The 16,139-nt window shown below is 62.0% G+C and carries 15 protein-coding genes and 1 pseudogene; 10 read left to right on the top strand and 6 right to left on the bottom strand.

All coding sequences use genetic code 11. The features are described from left to right. Positions 1-30 precede the first annotated feature (30 nt). From AC56QP_RS27520 to AC56QP_RS27530, 3 genes and pseudogenes are all read right to left on the bottom strand, one after another. Complete coding sequence (locus tag AC56QP_RS27520) at positions 31-645, bottom strand: HdeD family acid-resistance protein (protein ID WP_497103716.1); 615 nt, start codon at positions 643-645, stop codon at positions 31-33. Positions 646-673: 28 nt separating this feature from the next. Next, positions 674-1,911: pseudogene (arcA, locus tag AC56QP_RS27525) on the bottom strand (arginine deiminase). 29 nt (positions 1,912-1,940) lie between these two features. After that, the gene (locus tag AC56QP_RS27530; RefSeq protein ID WP_489862613.1) at positions 1,941-3,374 is read right to left on the bottom strand and encodes a basic amino acid/polyamine antiporter; all 1,434 of its coding nucleotides are present in this window, start codon (positions 3,372-3,374) and stop codon (positions 1,941-1,943) included. 290 nt (positions 3,375-3,664) lie between these two features. Between AC56QP_RS27530 and AC56QP_RS27535 the strand changes: the two genes are divergently transcribed. The 4 genes from AC56QP_RS27535 (at position 3,665) to AC56QP_RS27550 (ending at position 7,927) form a co-directional block, all read left to right on the top strand. Beyond that, positions 3,665-5,095 carry a basic amino acid/polyamine antiporter gene (locus tag AC56QP_RS27535; protein WP_489862612.1) on the top strand — a complete coding sequence of 477 codons (1,431 nt, stop codon included), beginning with the start codon at positions 3,665-3,667 and terminating at the stop codon, positions 5,093-5,095. A gap of 812 nt (positions 5,096-5,907) precedes the next feature. Then, positions 5,908-6,960, top strand: a complete 1,053-nt coding sequence (locus tag AC56QP_RS27540; protein WP_489862611.1) for an HWE histidine kinase domain-containing protein — start codon at positions 5,908-5,910, stop codon at positions 6,958-6,960. Next, positions 6,953-7,318, top strand: coding sequence for a response regulator (locus AC56QP_RS27545; protein ID WP_497100975.1), 366 nt, complete (start codon positions 6,953-6,955; stop codon positions 7,316-7,318). The genes AC56QP_RS27540 and AC56QP_RS27545 overlap by 8 nt, the downstream gene beginning before the upstream one ends. A 414-nt stretch (positions 7,319-7,732) precedes the next feature. Then, positions 7,733-7,927 (top strand): hypothetical protein, encoded by a 195-nt coding sequence (locus AC56QP_RS27550; RefSeq protein ID WP_497100974.1) that lies wholly within the window; start codon positions 7,733-7,735, stop codon positions 7,925-7,927. Between the two features lie 255 nt (positions 7,928-8,182). Here the strand turns inward: AC56QP_RS27550 and AC56QP_RS27555 are convergent, their stop codons facing one another. After that, positions 8,183-8,404 (bottom strand): hypothetical protein, encoded by a 222-nt coding sequence (locus AC56QP_RS27555; protein ID WP_489862609.1) that lies wholly within the window; start codon positions 8,402-8,404, stop codon positions 8,183-8,185. Here AC56QP_RS27555 and AC56QP_RS27560 point away from each other — a divergent pair. Beyond that, the gene (locus AC56QP_RS27560; RefSeq protein ID WP_489862608.1) at positions 8,403-8,729 is read left to right on the top strand and encodes a hypothetical protein; all 327 of its coding nucleotides are present in this window, start codon (positions 8,403-8,405) and stop codon (positions 8,727-8,729) included. The two genes, AC56QP_RS27555 and AC56QP_RS27560, sit on opposite strands and share 2 nt — an antisense overlap. Positions 8,730-8,860: 131 nt before the next feature. On the opposite strand, the gene AC56QP_RS27565 is transcribed toward AC56QP_RS27560, so the two are convergent. Next, the gene (locus AC56QP_RS27565; RefSeq protein WP_489862607.1) at positions 8,861-9,049 is read right to left on the bottom strand and encodes a hypothetical protein; all 189 of its coding nucleotides are present in this window, start codon (positions 9,047-9,049) and stop codon (positions 8,861-8,863) included. A 282-nt stretch (positions 9,050-9,331) separates the two neighbouring features. Then, positions 9,332-10,774 (bottom strand): rhizopine catabolism transcriptional regulator MocR, encoded by a 1,443-nt coding sequence (gene mocR, locus AC56QP_RS27570; protein WP_489862606.1) that lies wholly within the window; start codon positions 10,772-10,774, stop codon positions 9,332-9,334. Positions 10,775-11,042: 268 nt separating this feature from the next. Between mocR and iolE the strand changes: the two genes are divergently transcribed. From iolE to AC56QP_RS27595, 5 genes are read left to right on the top strand one after another with little or no spacing between them, the layout of a single operon-like run. Continuing rightward, positions 11,043-11,951, top strand: a complete 909-nt coding sequence (iolE, locus tag AC56QP_RS27575) for a myo-inosose-2 dehydratase (protein WP_489862605.1) — start codon at positions 11,043-11,045, stop codon at positions 11,949-11,951. Between the two features lie 28 nt (positions 11,952-11,979). Next, positions 11,980-13,071: an ABC transporter ATP-binding protein gene (locus AC56QP_RS27580; protein ID WP_489862604.1), complete on the top strand. Its 1,092-nt coding sequence runs from the start codon at positions 11,980-11,982 to the stop codon at positions 13,069-13,071. 1 nt (position 13,072) lies between these two features. Beyond that, positions 13,073-14,392, top strand: a complete 1,320-nt coding sequence (locus tag AC56QP_RS27585; RefSeq protein WP_489862603.1) for an extracellular solute-binding protein — start codon at positions 13,073-13,075, stop codon at positions 14,390-14,392. Then, positions 14,392-15,300 (top strand): carbohydrate ABC transporter permease, encoded by a 909-nt coding sequence (locus AC56QP_RS27590; RefSeq protein ID WP_256752177.1) that lies wholly within the window; start codon positions 14,392-14,394, stop codon positions 15,298-15,300. Before AC56QP_RS27585 ends, AC56QP_RS27590 begins: the two co-directional genes overlap by 1 nt. Beyond that, positions 15,297-16,115 (top strand): carbohydrate ABC transporter permease, encoded by an 819-nt coding sequence (locus tag AC56QP_RS27595; RefSeq protein WP_140812981.1) that lies wholly within the window; start codon positions 15,297-15,299, stop codon positions 16,113-16,115. The genes AC56QP_RS27590 and AC56QP_RS27595 overlap by 4 nt, the downstream gene beginning before the upstream one ends. Positions 16,116-16,139 lie beyond the last annotated feature (24 nt).

Consider the following 16,139-nt stretch of genomic DNA (forward strand, 5'->3'; position numbering starts at 1 on the left):
AATCTTGCCCGGATGTTTCGCGTGAGATGTTCATGACCCGGCCCTGCGCATCATCAGGGATATGGCAATGTACGCGCCGCCGGCGACAAGGAGGGAAATGCCAGCAATCGTCCCTGGCGTGTAGGTGCTGGTGTAGGGCAGCTTCAATGCGAGCGTCGCGCTGGCGGCCAGCGCCACCAAGCCCGAAACTCCGAACCACTGCCAGCCAGCTTGCTTGCGCACCCGTACCGCGAGCGCAACTTGTAGAATGCCCTGAACGAGAAACACCAGAGCGATCAGGAGCGTGATCGCGAGAGCGCCCTTCAAGGGGTTGAAGTATATCAGGATACCACCGACCAGCTCGACCGCGCCGGTCAATTCTTGCCAGATGAACCCGCTCCACTCCTTGACCTGCAGGGATTGGACCATCTTCACGATGCCCGCGAGCGAAAGGACGAATCCGAGGACAACGCTTGCGGCAAATGTTGAAACCACGGGCAGGGCTACGGCCAGCACTCCAGCCGACGCCAGGGCGATGCCCAACGCCAAGAACCACCCCCATTTGGAGCGCAGGGAGGCCGCTTGATGCCGGTGATCGGTTCCGCTCGTGGAAACGCCGCTCATCGTCGATTGCCCAACCAGAGTTCCTGCATGAACGCCCTCCATCTCTGATCTCCGGAAGCGCTCTGCGCTGTCAGTAGTCCACCGCATCCCTGATTATCGGACAGGTCATGCAATGGCCGCCACCACGACCGCGGCCGAGTTCCGCGCCGATGATGGTAACGACCTCGATGCCCTCTTTGCGCAGCAGCGTGTTCGTGTAGGTGTTGCGGTCGTAGGCATACACGACGCCCGGCGACGCACAGACGAGGTTGGCACCGCTGTCCCACTGGGTGCGCTCACGCACATAGGCGTTGCCGCCGGTCTCCACCACGCGCATCTTCTTGAGGCCGAGCGAGTCGCGCACCGTCTCGACGAAGGTACCCTTGTCCTTGTGCAGCTCGACGCCGCCCTTGCCGTTCGGCCGGTAGGAGAATGCCTCGATGCCATTGACGATGTCGGGGTAGAGCAACACGCAGTCGCGGTCGGCGAAGGTGAACACCGTGTCGAGATGCATTGCCGCGCGCAGCTTCGGCATCGCCGCGACGATGACGCGCTCGGCCGCGCCCTTCTGGAACAACGTCGCCGCGAGCTGGCTGATGGCCTGACGCGAGGTGCGCTCGCTCATGCCGATCAGCACATTGCCCTTGCCGATCGGCATGACGTCGCCGCCTTCCAGCGTGGCGAGGCCCCAATCCTTTGTCGGGTCGCCCCACCACACGTTCACCTTGCCGGCGAAGTCGGGATGGAACTTGTAGATCGAGGTGGTGAGGATGGTTTCCTCATGCCGCGCCGGCCAGTAGAGCGGGTTCTGCGTGACGCCGCCATAAATCCAGCAGGTCGTGTCGCGGGTGTAGAGCGTGTTCGGCAGCGGCGGCAGCAGATACTCGTTCACCCCGGCCGCGTCGCGGATCATCTCGAGCTGTTCGCCGCCGATGGATTCGGGAAATTCGTGGGTCGAGAGGCCACCGATCAGCGTCTCCGCCAGATCGCGGTGGGAGAGCCCCTCCAGATAGGAGCGCACCTCGTCGACGAGGCCGAGGCCGCCTGGTTCGGCACCACCTGATTGTCGAGAATCCATTTCTTCGCCTCGGGGACTGCGACAGTCTCGGCAAGCAGGTTATGCATCTCCACCACCTCGATACCGCGGTCGCGCATCTTGGTCATGAAGTCGAAATGGTCGCGCTTGGCGTTCTCGACCCACAGAACATCGTCGAACAGCAGTTCGTCGCAGTTGCTGGGGGTCAGGCGCTGATGGGCGCGACCGGGTGCACAGACCATGACCTTGCGGAGCTGGCCGACCTCGGAATGCACGCCGAATTTCGTTTCCATGGTGAGCCTCCTTGGTATCGTTTGTTTCGTCAGGGTGTGATGATGCCGGTCAAAAGTCCGTAAGCGCCAGCGAGACCGGCCAGCACGGTGACGCCGAACACGATCAGTTCCACGGGCGCGAAGAGGCGGGCGTTCTGTTCGCGCCGGGCCCAGAAATAGAGGATGGTGCCAGGCACGAAGAGGACCGCCACCAGCAGCACGTATTTCAGGCCGGCGGCGACGAACATGAACAGTGTGTAGACGACAGCGATCCAGGCGAAGAGCTGGTCGCGCCCGCGCTCGTTTTGCGTGGTTTCGTAGCCCAGGCCGCTGCGCGCGATCAGCACGCCATAGCCCGCGACCAGCAGGTAGGGCAGCAGCGCCGTCACGCTGGTCATGTCGAGCATGAAGTTGAAGGCGTCACGCGACCAGTAGGTTGAGATGACGAACAGCGAGACGACGATGTTGGTCAGCCAGAGCGCGTTGGCCGGCACGCGATTGCTGTTCTGCGCCGCGAAGAGCTTCGGCATGTCTTGCGACTTGGCAGCAGCGAACAGCACCTCGGCGCAGATCAGCGACCAGGCGAGATAGGCGCCGAGCACCGAGATCAGAACGCCGATGGAAATCAGCACCGCGCCCCAATGGCCCACGGCCAGTTCCAGCGCGCCGGCGAGAGAGGGGTTCTGCACCCCGGCGATCGCCGCGCGAGGCGCGGTCGCATAGGGCAGCAACGTGATCGCGACCATGAGGCCGGTCACGGCCACGAATCCGAGGATGGTTGCGGAACCCACATCCGCCCGCGTCTTGGCAAAGCGGGAATAGACGCTCGCGCCCTCGATGCCGAGGAACACGAACACCGTGATGAGCATGGTGTCACGCACCTGCGCAACCAGCGTCTTCTCGGGCATGCCCACGCCACCGAAGAAGTTTTCGGAGAATTGCGAGTATTTGAAGAAGAAGATGAAGCCGAGAATCGCAACGATCAGTGGCACGATCTTGGCGATGGTGACGACGGTGTTGATGAAGGTCGCCTGCTCAACTCCCCGAAGGATCAGAAAGTGGAACGACCAGATGCCGATCAGCGACACGATAATCGCGATCGCGGTGCTTCCGTCGCCGAAGGGGCCCGGGAAGAAGCGTCCCAGCGTCGAGCCGATCAGCACCCAGTAGAATACGTTGCCGAGGCAACTGCCGAGCCAGTAACCGAAGGCGGACAGGAAGCCCATATAGTCGCCGAAGCCGGCCTTGGCATAGGCGAAAACGCCGGAATCGATGTCTGGCCGTTTCTCGGCCAATGCCTGGAACACGCGGGCCAGCATGTACATGCCGGTACCGGCGATCAGCCAGGCGATGATGGCGCCGAACGGGCCGGTTGCGGTAGCGAACCGGCCAGGCAGGTTGAAGATGCCGGCCCCGACCATCGACCCGACGACCATTGCGATCAATGCGAATAGGGACAGCTTCTGCTCGGATTTACTGGTCACGGTTCCCTCCGGCGATGGGACCAAGCGAGCCCACAACCGATGGGCGAGTAAATCTATGCCTTTGAAACGGGCGTGAAATTAGCTGGGAATCTCACGGCTTGGCACCAAGTCTCTATTTGGGACTTGTGGCGTCGCAGAGCGTCACCTCGGCTAGACTTGGCGATGACGTCGATGCAGCATCGAAACCTCATCGCCTCCCTGGCCGCGTTGGAGCGGGCGGAAGGATGGTCTGGAATGCGACAGCAAAGCTCACAGCCGGGGTAAGCAAACGCCCTCCTTAGGACGCGACCATGACATCCGAGTCGCCGCGATCCCTTTCATTGGCCGCGCTAACCTCCATGGTGGTCGGATCGATGATCGGCGCGGGTATATTTTCACTCCCGCGGACTTTCGCCCACGCGACCGGGCCGGTCGGCGCTGTCATCGCCTGGTGTATCGCCGGGGCAGGGATGTACACCCTGGCGCGCGTCTTCCAGGCACTCGCGGAGCGCAAGCCCGAACTCGATGCCGGCATCTTTGCATACGCCAAGGCCGGTTTCGGGGATTACGCGGGGTTTCTCTCCGCCTTCGGTTACTGGCTGGTCGCCTGTATCGCCGACGTCTCTTACTGGGTCCTGATCAAATCGACGCTTGGCGCTTTCTTCCCGTTTTTCGGCAACGGCGACACGGTTCCCGCCGTCCTGGTCTCTTCGCTCGGCCTCTGGCTATTCCATTTCACGATCCTGCGCGGGATCAGAGAAGCTGCCGTCGTCAACACCGTCGTGACCGTCGCAAAAGTCGTCCCTATCCTTGTCTTTATCGTGATTTTGATAAGCGCGTTCAACACCGACCTGTTCGTCGCGAACCTCGGGGACGCAGAGTCCGCATCGCCGGATGGTCTCTTCCAGCAAATCCGCGCGACCATGCTGGTCACCATATTTGTCTTCATCGGTATCGAGGGAGCAAGCGTCTATTCCCGCTACGCGCAAAAACGCTCGGATGTCGGCACCGCCACGATCTTGGGTTTCGTCGGCGTGCTGTGCTTGCTGGTCCTGGTTACGCTGCTGCCCTACGCCACACTGGCGCGGACGGAAATCGCGGCTATGAGACAGCCATCCATGGCCTCGGTTCTGGAGGCCCTTGTCGGACCGTGGGGAGGAATTTTCGTCAGCATTGGACTGATTGTTTCGGTGCTTGGAGCCTATCTGGCCTGGTCTCTGATTTGTGTGGAGGTGCTGTTCGCAGCCGCAAAGAGCGGAGACATGCCAAAGATCTTTGCAAACGAAAACCGCCACAAGGTGCCATCCGCCGCCCTCTGGCTGACCAATATCGTGATTCAGTTGTTTCTGATCAGTACTCTTTTCTCGGAAGACGCGTTCGTGCTGATGGTGAAGCTGAGCAGCGCGATGGTCTTGGTTCCTTACTTGCTGGTTGCCGCATACGGCCTGCTTCTCGCACTGCGTCGCGAGACTTACGACACCAGACCGCAGGAGCGATCTCGCGACCTGATAATTGCCGGTATCGCAACGCTCTATGCCGCGTTCATGATCTATGCAGGCGGCCTGAAATTCCTTTTGCTGTCATCCATCCTCTATGCGCCCGGCACGTTGCTCTTTGTTCAGGTCAGACGGGAGCAGAACAAGCCGGTGTTGGTCGGCGCGGAATGGATTGTCTTTGCGGCCGCGGCAGTTGGCTGCCTTGTTGGGATCTACGGCGTTGCGACGGGCCAGATCGCTATCTAGCCTCGGGGAGGAACGGGATAGTCGGCCCGTCGAAGACGCTCGTAAAGAGATGCTTCGTCGAGCTCGCCCGTCGAGATTAGCGCCATTGCGCTTGCTCTCAGTTCGGCCGCGCGATGACTGCCTTCGGCAATTCCCTGCTCACGGCAAACGCGGTTGTAGACCCGCTTCAAAAGGATGAGGTCGCTCCGATGAGTGATTCCAAATTTGGACGTTTTGGGGTTAGCCATGGCTCACTCCCGCCCGCATGGTCGCTCGGTTCAAGCCCGTCAACGCTTGTGATCTCTTGTCACCGGCGAAGGCAGACTAACCCTCTTGAGACTGGAGTCCAGCCAGATGGCGTGTTCGACCGCATTGAACGGGAGCGGTTGAGGCCAGAAGGTCGCATTGTCGGGGCGCATGCCAATCTCTTCGCTGTCGTGCGTCCACGAAAATTCGCCGTACTTGATATTCGCGTCGCGGACGCCCGTGGGACGCACCATTGTTGCTGCGGACCGGGCGGGACAGGCGCTTTTGCCATTCGTGGTCAGGACATGAAACCGGGAAAACCATCCAGTTCACCGTACCGCCACGCCCGGTTGACGCGATCCGCAGCAGTCAGGGAACGCAGGCCCCAAACAATCGTTCCGGCGAGGATTAGCGTATCGGCGGCAATTCCGTGGGCGCGTGGAACGACTCGCCAACCGAGTGTCGCAAGCGTACAAATCAGGAGTTGCCTGTGAGTTGGCGCCGGCGAATTAAGTCGATCACATTTTTCTCCAAGGGAGAAGCGCGATGGCTGTCACCGGCATAGCGAACGCCGACCGGTTAACGACATGTCCAGTGTAGTCGCCAAATCCGAAGAGCAGAAGGGCGCCGAAGCCGAAGTCGCGGGCTTTCATGACGACCTCGGACCGTTCGTGGTTGCCGCCGAGACAACGCGAATGGCGATGGTTTTCACCGATGCCAAGGAACCCGGCCATCCCATCATATTTGCCAATGACGCGTTCCTCGCCCTGACCGGATACGCCAGGGAAGAGGTGCTGGGCCAGCCCTTCAATTTCCCGATGGCGGATGGCGCCGACGCGCGAGCCCTGAAACGCATCAAGCTTGAGTTCGACGCCAATGTCGAGCCGGGTCCGGAGATCCTTTACAGACGCAAGGATGGACGCGAATTCTGGGCAGCCCTGTTTGTCAGCCCTGTCCGGGGCGAGGGCGGCGCCATCGTCCAGTATTTTGCCTCCTTCGTCGACCTGACCAAACACAAGGAGGAGCAGGCACAATCCAAAATGCTCATCGACGAGCTGAACCATCGTGTGAAGAACACACTGGCAACGGTGCAGTCGATCGTCTGGCAGGCATCGCGAGCCAATTCCGATCCACGGGCGATCCGCGAAGCCGTCGAATCCCGGCTGTTTGCGCTCTCCCGGTCGCACAATTTGCTGACCCGCGAAAATTGGCACAGTGCCGGGCTTCTCGATGTGCTCCGCGATGCACTGGAACCGTTCGACGTCACCGACGGGCGGGCGAAGCGACTGGTGATTGCCGGCGAGAACATCCGCCTTTCGACAAAAGCTGCGCTGGCCCTTGGCATCGCGTTCAATGAACTCGCCACCAACGCGGTGAAGTACGGTGCGTTTTCCAACGACAAGGGCTCGATCCGGATCGACTGGACGATCGAGCCGACGTCGGAAGGCCGCAGGTTGATCCTGTCCTGGCGCGAGAAGGACGGGCCGCCGGTTACGCCACCGCTGCGAATGGGGTTCGGCTCGCGCGTGATCGAGCGCGGCCTGACCCACGAACTCGAAGGCACTGTGCAGCTTGACTACCGCCCGGACGGGTTGATCTGCACGATGAATATTCCGGTACCGGGACCTCGCGATGGATAAACTGCTTTCTGGCCGGCGCGTGCTCGTTGTCGAGGACGAAATTCTGGTCCTGATGATGATCGAGGACATGCTGGGCGACCTTGGGTGCCAGTCAGTGACCTCAGCCGCCACGATCGAAAAGGCGATCGCGCTGATCGAAGCTCAGACGTTCGATGCCGTCATGCTGGACATGAATCTTGATGGCGACGACAGCAATACCGTGGCCGATGCGCTTGCCGAGCGGGGTGTTCCCTTCATCTATTCGACCGGCAACAGCGGCGGTGACATGCGGGAAGGCTTCAGCGATCGTGCGGTCCTTCGCAAGCCGTTCAGCTTTGATGACCTGACCAGCAAACTCGAAGCGCTTCTTTCTCCCTGACCGAGGAAAGCAAACTCATGGATAGGCGGGGTCGATATCGGCCATCGCTTATCGGGGGTCGATATAGCCATAAAGCCGTTCCAGATCATTGCGGATCGACCATGGAACCACGGTGGGAATTGGCGCAAACCACCACATGGCTTTCGACGAGAAGCGCGCAACACGGCGTGGCATGTGTACGAGCATGACTATGCGCAAGCAGGACCGGTGGTCCTGAACCGCCCGGCCTGACCCGAAACGTCGCCTCGGGCAGGTGGACTGTCTCAAGTCAAAAACCTTCGAACATCAAGGTGCTAACCCTTGGCTGTGGCCGGAGGTTCACATCTGGTCGGAACCATCGCCTGTCGTCGAAGGTTGATGTACCCGGAGCGCAAGAGGCCGTAACCGAGCCATTATCCGTCATGCGAGGCACCAATGGCCTATACGATCGGGGGCATCCCCCAAGACGAGCCTTATGGAGCAATCCACTTTGCAGAAAAGCACGATCTCACGCTGAGAGACGCCAAGTTCATCATCGCCGCGAATGGACCATCGCGAAAGGCGTGCGATGCGGCAGCCGCTGCATTCGTGCGGAACAAAGCCGCGAGGTTCAAGAAGTGGCTTCGCTGATTGCGCCAAGGCGATGCATCGGCATTGGCCGTCCGGGTCCAGAAATCAGCTATCGCTTTGGTATCGAAAACACAGATGCCGGCCGGCGCTCATGCAGCCGCGGTGAGCCTCTCAGGGCCAAGTTCAGATCCTGGGCGGCTGTGTCGCATCTGACACGTGAAGGGCAAAGTCCTTGGTGATCCGTCGTGCCTGGGCCTGCGTGATCCCATGCTTCCTGGCGAAATACGCCGTTTCGTAGGGTTTTCGCACAGCCGGTTAGCGCCATCTTTTCTTGTTGTCGATCGGCAGAGGACGAACAGGGCCGGCCGAAAATGTGTAGGTGGCAAAAGGATCGGGCTTGTGGGCGGGATGCCCATATCCAAACCGGCCGCCGAAATCTCCTTCAGCATCCTGATGTTGGGATGGCAATTCGAGCGGCGTACCGACCGAACCTGTGTGGTGGGGACCTTCCGTGGCGACCGGGTCGGTTTTTTTCATGCAGCTAAAGAAAGCGTCAGGCCAGATGGTTCCCTGGGAAACCTGGACATGGTTTCTGAAACCTTTCCAGCCGAGGCAAGGCCTGCGGTTCTTGGGCTGGTCGTGCCCGATAGGTATGCATTGGAACAAGAATGCCATGCGGAACGTTGGTGGAATGTCAAAGTGGCAGGAACAATTCATGCCCCATGGGGCAAGAGTGGCAAACGGCGAACCGGCTGGGCGCGCTCAGGAGGCGCATATGGATACCACCACAATTCTGGTCATCGTTCTTATTGTTCTTCTGCTGGGCGGCGGCGGTTTTTATGGTCGCGGCCGCTGGTACTAGGTCTCGCAAGGGATTTCTCTTGCTCGTTTGCCTGGACCCGCGTCAATCGAAAGTCCGACCGGGTGAAGGACCGTCTTTCGACCTGTAGCCAGGCTGCCCACTGCAGCATCGAGACGAGTGGTCCAGACGACCTAGCTGCCTCCTGCTTGGCTGAATACAACCGTGCCGTCGTCCTTGCGAACTTCCACCGCGACGATCCCCTCGTTCTGCTTTCGAACAAGAAATGTCGCCAGCGCATGATCGCGCGCTGCTTTCTCGGCATCGAAGGGCGTCTTTTCAACGATGCCCTCTTTCCCGTACCAAATCACCGTATAGGCCACCGCTGGAACGCTCCCTTGCCTTTGTCCGAAGCGCCGCCTCGGGCAACTTGATTGCCTGACGTTGAAGACCTTCGAACATCAAGGTGGTAAACCGCGGCCGCGGTCGGAAGTTCCATGTCCGGCCTCAGGCTTGGCGCCCCGCCGGGTGGAGGTGCTCATTTGAAGCTCTTCCCCGGTTCGCCACCGAATGCGAGGGATATGGCCTGGCGAACCACCTCCTGTTTTGTTGGGGAGACCATCTCCTCCGGGCCCACCAACCAGTCCATCGCCTGCAGGCGAGGCTCATGACGGAGTCCGCACCTGTTCGATGGCCTGGCGCAGACGTCGGATTCCCGCTTCGCTCTCGGCCTTGTTGCAGGCGGCATAGCCAAGCACCAGGCCATTGCCAGAGGATGACCAGTAGTATTTCGACAGCGGCGATGCGTTGACACCGAGTTTGTCGGCGCAATGCACGACCGCCCGGTCGTCGCAACTTTCGTGAAGTGCGGCAACGACCTGGATTCCGGCTTCGGCGGCCCAAAGGGTCATGTGGTCGGCCAGTTCGGTCTCGCACAATTCGTAGAAAAACTTGCGCCGCTCGGCGTAGATGCGGCGCATGCGCTTGAGGTGGCGGCTCATGTGGCCTTCATCGATGAAATCGGCCAGTGCTGCCTGAAGCACCAGGGGTGCGAACTGCCCGGTGGTGCTCAGCGCATGCGGAATGCCCTCGCACAAAGCAGCGGGCAAGACCATGAACCCCAGCCTCAGCGCCGGAAACAGCAACTTCGCGAAGGTGCCGACATAGATGACGCGGTCGGCGTAGTCCATGCTCTGTATGGCGGGGACCGGCCTCCCCTGAAACCTGTATTCGCCGTCGAAATCATCCTCGATGATCCACGAATTGTTGCGTTCGGCGATTTCAAACAGGCGCAGCCGCTGGTCCATGCGCATCGTGATCCCCAGGGGATGCTGGCAGGCGGGCGTCACATAGATCAGGCGCGGCGAAACCTCCGGCTGGTTCATCTGCCAGCCGTCGCGGTCGACGACAAGCGGCAGGATGTTGGCGCCCGCGACCGTGAAGGTCGCCTTGGCGGCGTAGTAGCCCGGTTCCTCCAGCCAGACCGTGTCGCCCGGATCGAGCAGCAGGCGCGCCAGCAGGTCGAACGCCGCCTGCGCTCCTGTCGTCACGACGATCTGTTCGGGAGAACATCGCACGCCCCTGGCCGAGATCAGGTAGCCGGCTATCGCCTCCTTGAGCGCCGGCAGACCGGTTACATGATAGGTGCCGAACAACATGTCGGCGCCAAACGTCGCCCGGCGCGCGAGAAGCCTGCCCCAGACCCCAAAGGGGAAATTCTGGGAGTCCGGCATGCCCGGATGAAAGGCAAAGCGTCCGGGCGACCCATGATGGAACGGTTGCTGCATCAGGCTCTCCCCGCGCCTGGAAAGCGGGCGTCGAATTGCCGTGGCCGCGGGTTTGTTGCCTCGATCGGTCGAGTTCACGGGCAGGTCGACGACCACCGGGCGCGCGCCCTGCCGGCTTGCAAGGTAGCCTTCCGTCGCCAACTGGTCATACGCACCGACGATCGTGTTGCGCGCGAGGTTCAGATCTTCCGCGAGCGCCCGCGTCGACGGCAGTTCCGACCCCGGCGCCAGGCGGCGGTCACGGATCATCGAGGCAATCTGCCGATAGAGCTGGCGATGGATCGGTTCGTCGATGGTCCGGTCGATGACCAGCGCTTCCATCGGAAAGGCCTGGCGCCTTCGCCTTGATATCCGCATCGAAACCTCGGCCGCGTGAGAACAAGCAGAGCTTAGACGAGCACCGCGCCGATTGAAACTGGCACCTTCACTTCCATGCAAACTGGCTCTCGCGATGGAGACAGATTGGCGCTTAGATAAAAAGAAAAAGGGAACGACGGGCCAGAACAGAGCGCAAGCGAAACGCCTTCACCGACCGGAATGGTTGGGATGAAGCGTCGCGACCAATGGTCTGGTTCGGTGAGGAGCGATGATGGCAGTCCGGATAGGCATAAATCCGATCACGTGGACCAATGACGACGTGCCGGAACTCGGCGGAGATACGCCACTCGAGGTCTGCCTTTCCGAAACGGCGCAGGCCGGCTACGCGGGCACCGAGCTCGGCGGCAAGTTTCCGCGTGCCAGCAAGGAGCTGGCCGCGGTTCTCGCGACCCATGGCCTTGAACTGGTGTCCGGCTGGTATGATGGCCGGATCTGCGAAAAGGAGGTCGAGGAGGAATTCGACGCCATCCTGCCGCATCTGACGCTTCTGCGCGACCTCGGCGCCAGGCACGTCGTTTACGCCGATACGTCGCGCGGCCGCCATGGCGCCATTCACGATCCGATCTCGCAGCGTCCCAAACTCGCCGACGGCGAGTGGAAATCCTACGGCAACAAGATCACGCGACTGGCCGAACGGTTCGCGGATTTCGGCGTCGGCATGGCCTTTCACCATCACATGGGAACCATCGTCGAGACGGATGACGAGATCGGCAGGCTGATGGCCGGTTCGGGCGAAGCCGTGGGCCTCCTCTATGACACCGGCCATTGCCTGTTTTCCGGCGGCGATCCCGAGGCGCTGCTGCGGCGGCATGTCGGCCGCGTCGTCCACGTGCACTGCAAGGATGTGCGACCGGATGTGCTGAAGCGCGCTCGCGCCCTGGATATGAGCTTCATGGGTGCGGTGATGGAAGGCATCTTCACCGTGCCCGGAGATGGGTCCATCGACTATTTGACGCTTTTGCGGGTGCTGGCCGACAATGGCTATGCCGGCTGGCTGGTGGTCGAGGCCGAACAGGATCCGGCCAAGGCCCACCCGCTCACCTATGCGACGATGGGCTATCGCAACCTGCGCGATCTGGCCCTCAAAGCTGGTTTCGAGGTCAAGGAACGGAAGAACTGATATCCTTCGGGGGCGCTGGGGAGCGGCAATGAGTTCTGTCCTGTACCAAGGTGTGGTCAAGAACTACGGCGCGCTGAACGTCTTGCGGTCGCTCGACCTTGCCGTCCCCGACCACATGTTCCTGGCCCTTCTCGGTCCTTCGGGCTGCGGCAAGACGACGGCGCTGCGCATACTGGCCGGCCTCGACATGCCAAGCGCCGGCAAGCTCTTCATCGGCGAGCGCGACGTCACCCGGCTGCAGCCGCGCGACCGCGACATCGCCATGGTCTTCCAGAGCTATGCGCTCTATCCGCAAATGACGGTCGGCGAGAACATCGGCTATCCCCTGTGGATCCGCGGCATGCCGGATGCCGAGCGCCGCGGCAAGATCGACGAGGTCGCCGCGGTTCTCGAGATCGGCCACCTGCTCGATCGGCGGCCGCGCCAGCTCTCCGGCGGCCAGAGGCAACGCGTGGCGCTTGCGCGCGCCATCGTTCGCGATCCGGCGGCCTTCCTCATGGACGAGCCGCTGTCGAACCTGGACGCAAGGTTGCGCCTGACCATGCGCGGCGAGATCAAGCGGCTTTGCCAGCGGCTCGGCGCAACCACCCTCTATGTCACCCACGACCAGGTCGAGGCCTTGACCATGGCCGACTTCGTCGCGGTGATGCACGGCGGCGAGTTGCAGCAGATGGCGCCGCCGGCCGACATCTACGACCGCCCGGCCAACCGTTTCGTCGCCACCTTCGTCGGCAACCCACCGATGAACATCCTTCCGGTCGCGCTTGCCGAACAAGGCATCGCGATCGGTGGAACGCCGGTTGCGATGCCGGCTGCCCGACTGGCGGCGTGCCGTGCGGCGCAAGTGGTCGAGATCGGCCTGCGGCCGGAAGACATGAGCGTTTCGGTGCCGGGCGCGCCCAACGCGCTGCCCGGCGAGATCTATGTCGTCGAACCCATGGGCAACGAGACGCTGGTCAATGTGCGCCTTGGCGGCGGCAATGTCTCGGTCCGCGCGGGCCGCGACTTCAGGGGCGCGGTCGGCGCCAACATCGCGGTCACTTTCGATGTGTCGAACGCATGCTTCTTCAATTCGGCCGGCCTGACGGCCGTCCACAGGGTCAACAGTGATGGAGAGTGAAATGACGCATTCCAGCAGAAGCAGACTTACTCGCCGCTCCGTACTCAAGGGAGGACTTGGCCTGGCGCTTGCCACCACCGCCCTTACCGCACTCGGCCTGCCTGTCCCGGCCAGGGCGGCCGGCAAGAAGGTGATCATCGGCGCTTTCGCCGATGGCGGCCTGACGCCGTTCAAGCAGAAGATCATCCCGCTCGCCAAGGATGCCGGCTTCGACATCGAATTCCTCGAGGATGAATATGGCGTGACACTGGAGAAGTGGTTCGCCGACGCCAAGAACAGCGCCGGCCAGTACGACCTCTACCTCCTCGACGATCCCTGGGTGCCGCAGTTCGGCGCGGCCAATGTGCTCGAGGATCTCGGCGCGGCCGGCATCGACGGCGGCGACAAGGACTGGATCGGCTCGATGATCGACATGGGCTACTGGCCGCCGCAGAAGGGCGCTCGCGTGAAAGGCTTCGAAACCGCCACGCCGACGCTGATCTGCGTGCCGTTCGTCGGCGATCTGCAAACCCTGACCTACCGCAACGACGTCTACACGAGCGGCGCGCCGAAGACCTGGGACGAGGTCATCGCCAAGGGCAAGGAAGGCGTTGCGGCTGGCAAGATCAAATATCCGGTCGTGTTCCGGGGTGTTTCCGGAAATCCGATCGTGACCAGCTGGTATCCGGTCTTCCTGTCGTTTGGCGGCTCGTTCTTCGACGACAAATGGAACCCGGTCTTCAACTCCGCCGAAGGCAAGGCGTCGGCCGAATTCTTCGTCGGCGCCATGAAGCAGAACGCGCCGAGCGGCGTCGTCGAGTTCGACTCGGATCAGGAGGGCGCGGCGATCCTGGGCGGCGAAGCCGGCGCGATCATCCAGTATTCCGGCAATGCGCTGAAGGCCGACGATCCGGCGCAGACCAAGGTGGCGGGCAAGCTGGATTTCGGCGTCGTGCCGAAGCAGACATCGGCGATCGCCCAGATGGGCATCTTCATCGCCGGCATTCCGAAATCGGCGCCCAACAAGGCCAACTCGGTCGAGTTCCTGAAGTGGTATGTCAGCGCCGACATCCAGGCCAAGCTGTCGGAAGCAGGTTCCATCCCGGTCAAGCGCAGCGCCTTCGGCGTTGCCAAGCCAGGCAACCGCCTGATCCCGGTCGCTCTGCAGCAGCTCGACGCCGGCGCGCTGCCGCGGCCGCGCACGCCCGACTGGGCCAAGGTCGAGGAACTGCTCGGCATTGAACTCAACAAGGCGCTGCAGGCCGGCTCGGGTGGCGGCGCCGCGTTGGACAATGCCGCCAAGCAGGTCAAGGACTACCTGTCTTCGGTCGGCTATTACTGATGGCGAACGGCGGGACGCAGAGCCGCAAATACCGTCTGCAGGGGGCGGGGCTCGACCTCGCCCTCCCTTATCTCATGCTGGCGCCAGGCCTGCTGATCGTGCTTGGCGTGCTTGTCTATCCGCTCTGGGACGGCCTGCGCGCCAGCACCAAGGTCTATCGCTACGGCTCGGTCGTCGCCGATGTCGGCATGCAGAACTACATCAAGCTGTGGAGCGACCCGCAGTTTCTGAACTCGCTCTGGGTGACGGTCGAATTCGTCGCCCTGTCGGTCACTTTCGAGGCCATCCTGGGCTTTGCCCTGGCGCTGTTCTGCCTGCGGGAATTTCGCGGCATCCGCTTGCTGAGGACGATCCTGATCATCCCGATGGTGATCACGCCCGTCGTCGTCGCCATCGTCTTCCGGCTGATCTACGCCAGCGACGCCGGCATGCTGACGGCAATCTCCGAGTGGATGGGCGGCGGCCAGGTGCAGATCCTCGGCAGCCCCGTCAAGGCCTTCATCGGCCTCGTCGTTCTCGATGTCTGGGAATGGACGCCGCTGATGTTCCTGATCCTGCTCGCCGGCCTGCAGTCGCTGCCGCACGAACCCTTCGAGGCCGCCCGCGTCGACGGCGCCGGCAACTGGCGGGTGTTTGCCGATCTCACCTTTCCGATGATGCGGCCGGTGCTGGCGATCGCCATCGTGCTTCGAACGATCGACGCCTTCGGCACGTTCGACCAGGTGTTCGTGCTCACCCGGGGCGGACCGGGCGAGGCGACGCGGCTGGTCTCGATCTATGGCTACGACACCGCCTTCAAGTTCCAGCAGACCGGCTATGCGGCGGCACTTTTCGTCACCATCGGTCTCGTCGTGCTTGCGCTGGCCTTCAGCGCTGTGCGGCTTTTGCGCAGGGTGGACGCATCATGAACAGTCGTCTGGCCCGTATCGGGGTGATGAGCGCGGTGCTGGCCATCGTGCTGTTGCCCATCTACTGGCTCGTCTCGACATCGCTGAAGTCCAATCGCGAGATCACCCAGGAAGGCACGCTCTATCCGCATGTGCCGACACTGGACAATTACATCAGGCTGTTCACGGAAAAGCAGTTCGGCGCCTATCTGACCAACTCGCTGGTGGTGACGTTCTTCTCCGTGGCGATCGCCCTGGTCGCCGGCGCCATGGGCGCCTATGCGATCGCCCGCTTTCGCCTGCCTTTCGCGATGGAGCGCAAGGTCGGATTGTTCCTGCTGACGCTGCGCATCGTGCCGCCGGTCGTCATCCTGATCCCGGTCTACCTGCTGATGCTCAAGCTCGGCCTGCTCGACAGCTGGCTGGGTCTGATCGCCACCTACACCGCGTTCAACATCACCTTCTGCGTCTGGATGATGGAGAGCTTCTTTCGCGAGATCCCCGTGGATCTCGAGGAAGCCGCCATGGTCGACGGCGATTCCCGCTTCGGTGCGTTCCGGCGCATCACCCTGCCGCTGGCGGCACCCGGCCTTGCGGCGACCGCCATCTTCGCTGTGCTTGTCACCTTCAACGAATTCCTGTTCGCGCTGGCGCTGACGGCCACGCCCCGGGCGATGACGATGCCGCGCGGCACCGCCACGCTGATCGGCCGCATCGACACCGACTGGGCCTCGATGTCGGCGGCCGGCGTCATCGGCGCGTTGCCGATCGTCTTCTTCGCGCTTCTGGTGCAGCGCCATCTGGTTCGCGGGCTGACCATGGGAGCCGTGAAATGACGACCCGGCTCGGCAGCCACCCAC

It is taken from the genome of Mesorhizobium sp. RCAM 05104 (genome assembly GCF_059683645.1).

Bases quoted from the DNA above. Each gene is read 5' to 3' on its own strand.
- AC56QP_RS27520 (WP_497103716.1), bottom strand. From the start codon at position 645: ATGGAGGGCGTTCATGCAGGAACTCTGGTTGGGCAATCGACGATGAGC.
- AC56QP_RS27535 (WP_489862612.1), top strand. From the start codon at position 3,665: ATGACATCCGAGTCGCCGCGATCCCTTTCATTGGCCGCGCTAACCTCC.
- AC56QP_RS27540 (WP_489862611.1), top strand. From the start codon at position 5,908: ATGTCCAGTGTAGTCGCCAAATCCGAAGAGCAGAAGGGCGCCGAAGCC.
- AC56QP_RS27545 (WP_497100975.1), top strand. From the start codon at position 6,953: ATGGATAAACTGCTTTCTGGCCGGCGCGTGCTCGTTGTCGAGGACGAA.
- AC56QP_RS27550 (WP_497100974.1), top strand. From the start codon at position 7,733: ATGGCCTATACGATCGGGGGCATCCCCCAAGACGAGCCTTATGGAGCA.
- AC56QP_RS27560 (WP_489862608.1), top strand. From the start codon at position 8,403: ATGCAGCTAAAGAAAGCGTCAGGCCAGATGGTTCCCTGGGAAACCTGG.
- AC56QP_RS27555 (WP_489862609.1), bottom strand. From the start codon at position 8,404: ATGAAAAAAACCGACCCGGTCGCCACGGAAGGTCCCCACCACACAGGT.
- mocR (WP_489862606.1), bottom strand. From the start codon at position 10,774: ATGGAAGCGCTGGTCATCGACCGGACCATCGACGAACCGATCCATCGC.
- iolE (WP_489862605.1), top strand. From the start codon at position 11,043: ATGGCAGTCCGGATAGGCATAAATCCGATCACGTGGACCAATGACGAC.
- AC56QP_RS27580 (WP_489862604.1), top strand. From the start codon at position 11,980: ATGAGTTCTGTCCTGTACCAAGGTGTGGTCAAGAACTACGGCGCGCTG.
- AC56QP_RS27585 (WP_489862603.1), top strand. From the start codon at position 13,073: ATGACGCATTCCAGCAGAAGCAGACTTACTCGCCGCTCCGTACTCAAG.
- AC56QP_RS27590 (WP_256752177.1), top strand. From the start codon at position 14,392: ATGGCGAACGGCGGGACGCAGAGCCGCAAATACCGTCTGCAGGGGGCG.
- AC56QP_RS27595 (WP_140812981.1), top strand. From the start codon at position 15,297: ATGAACAGTCGTCTGGCCCGTATCGGGGTGATGAGCGCGGTGCTGGCC.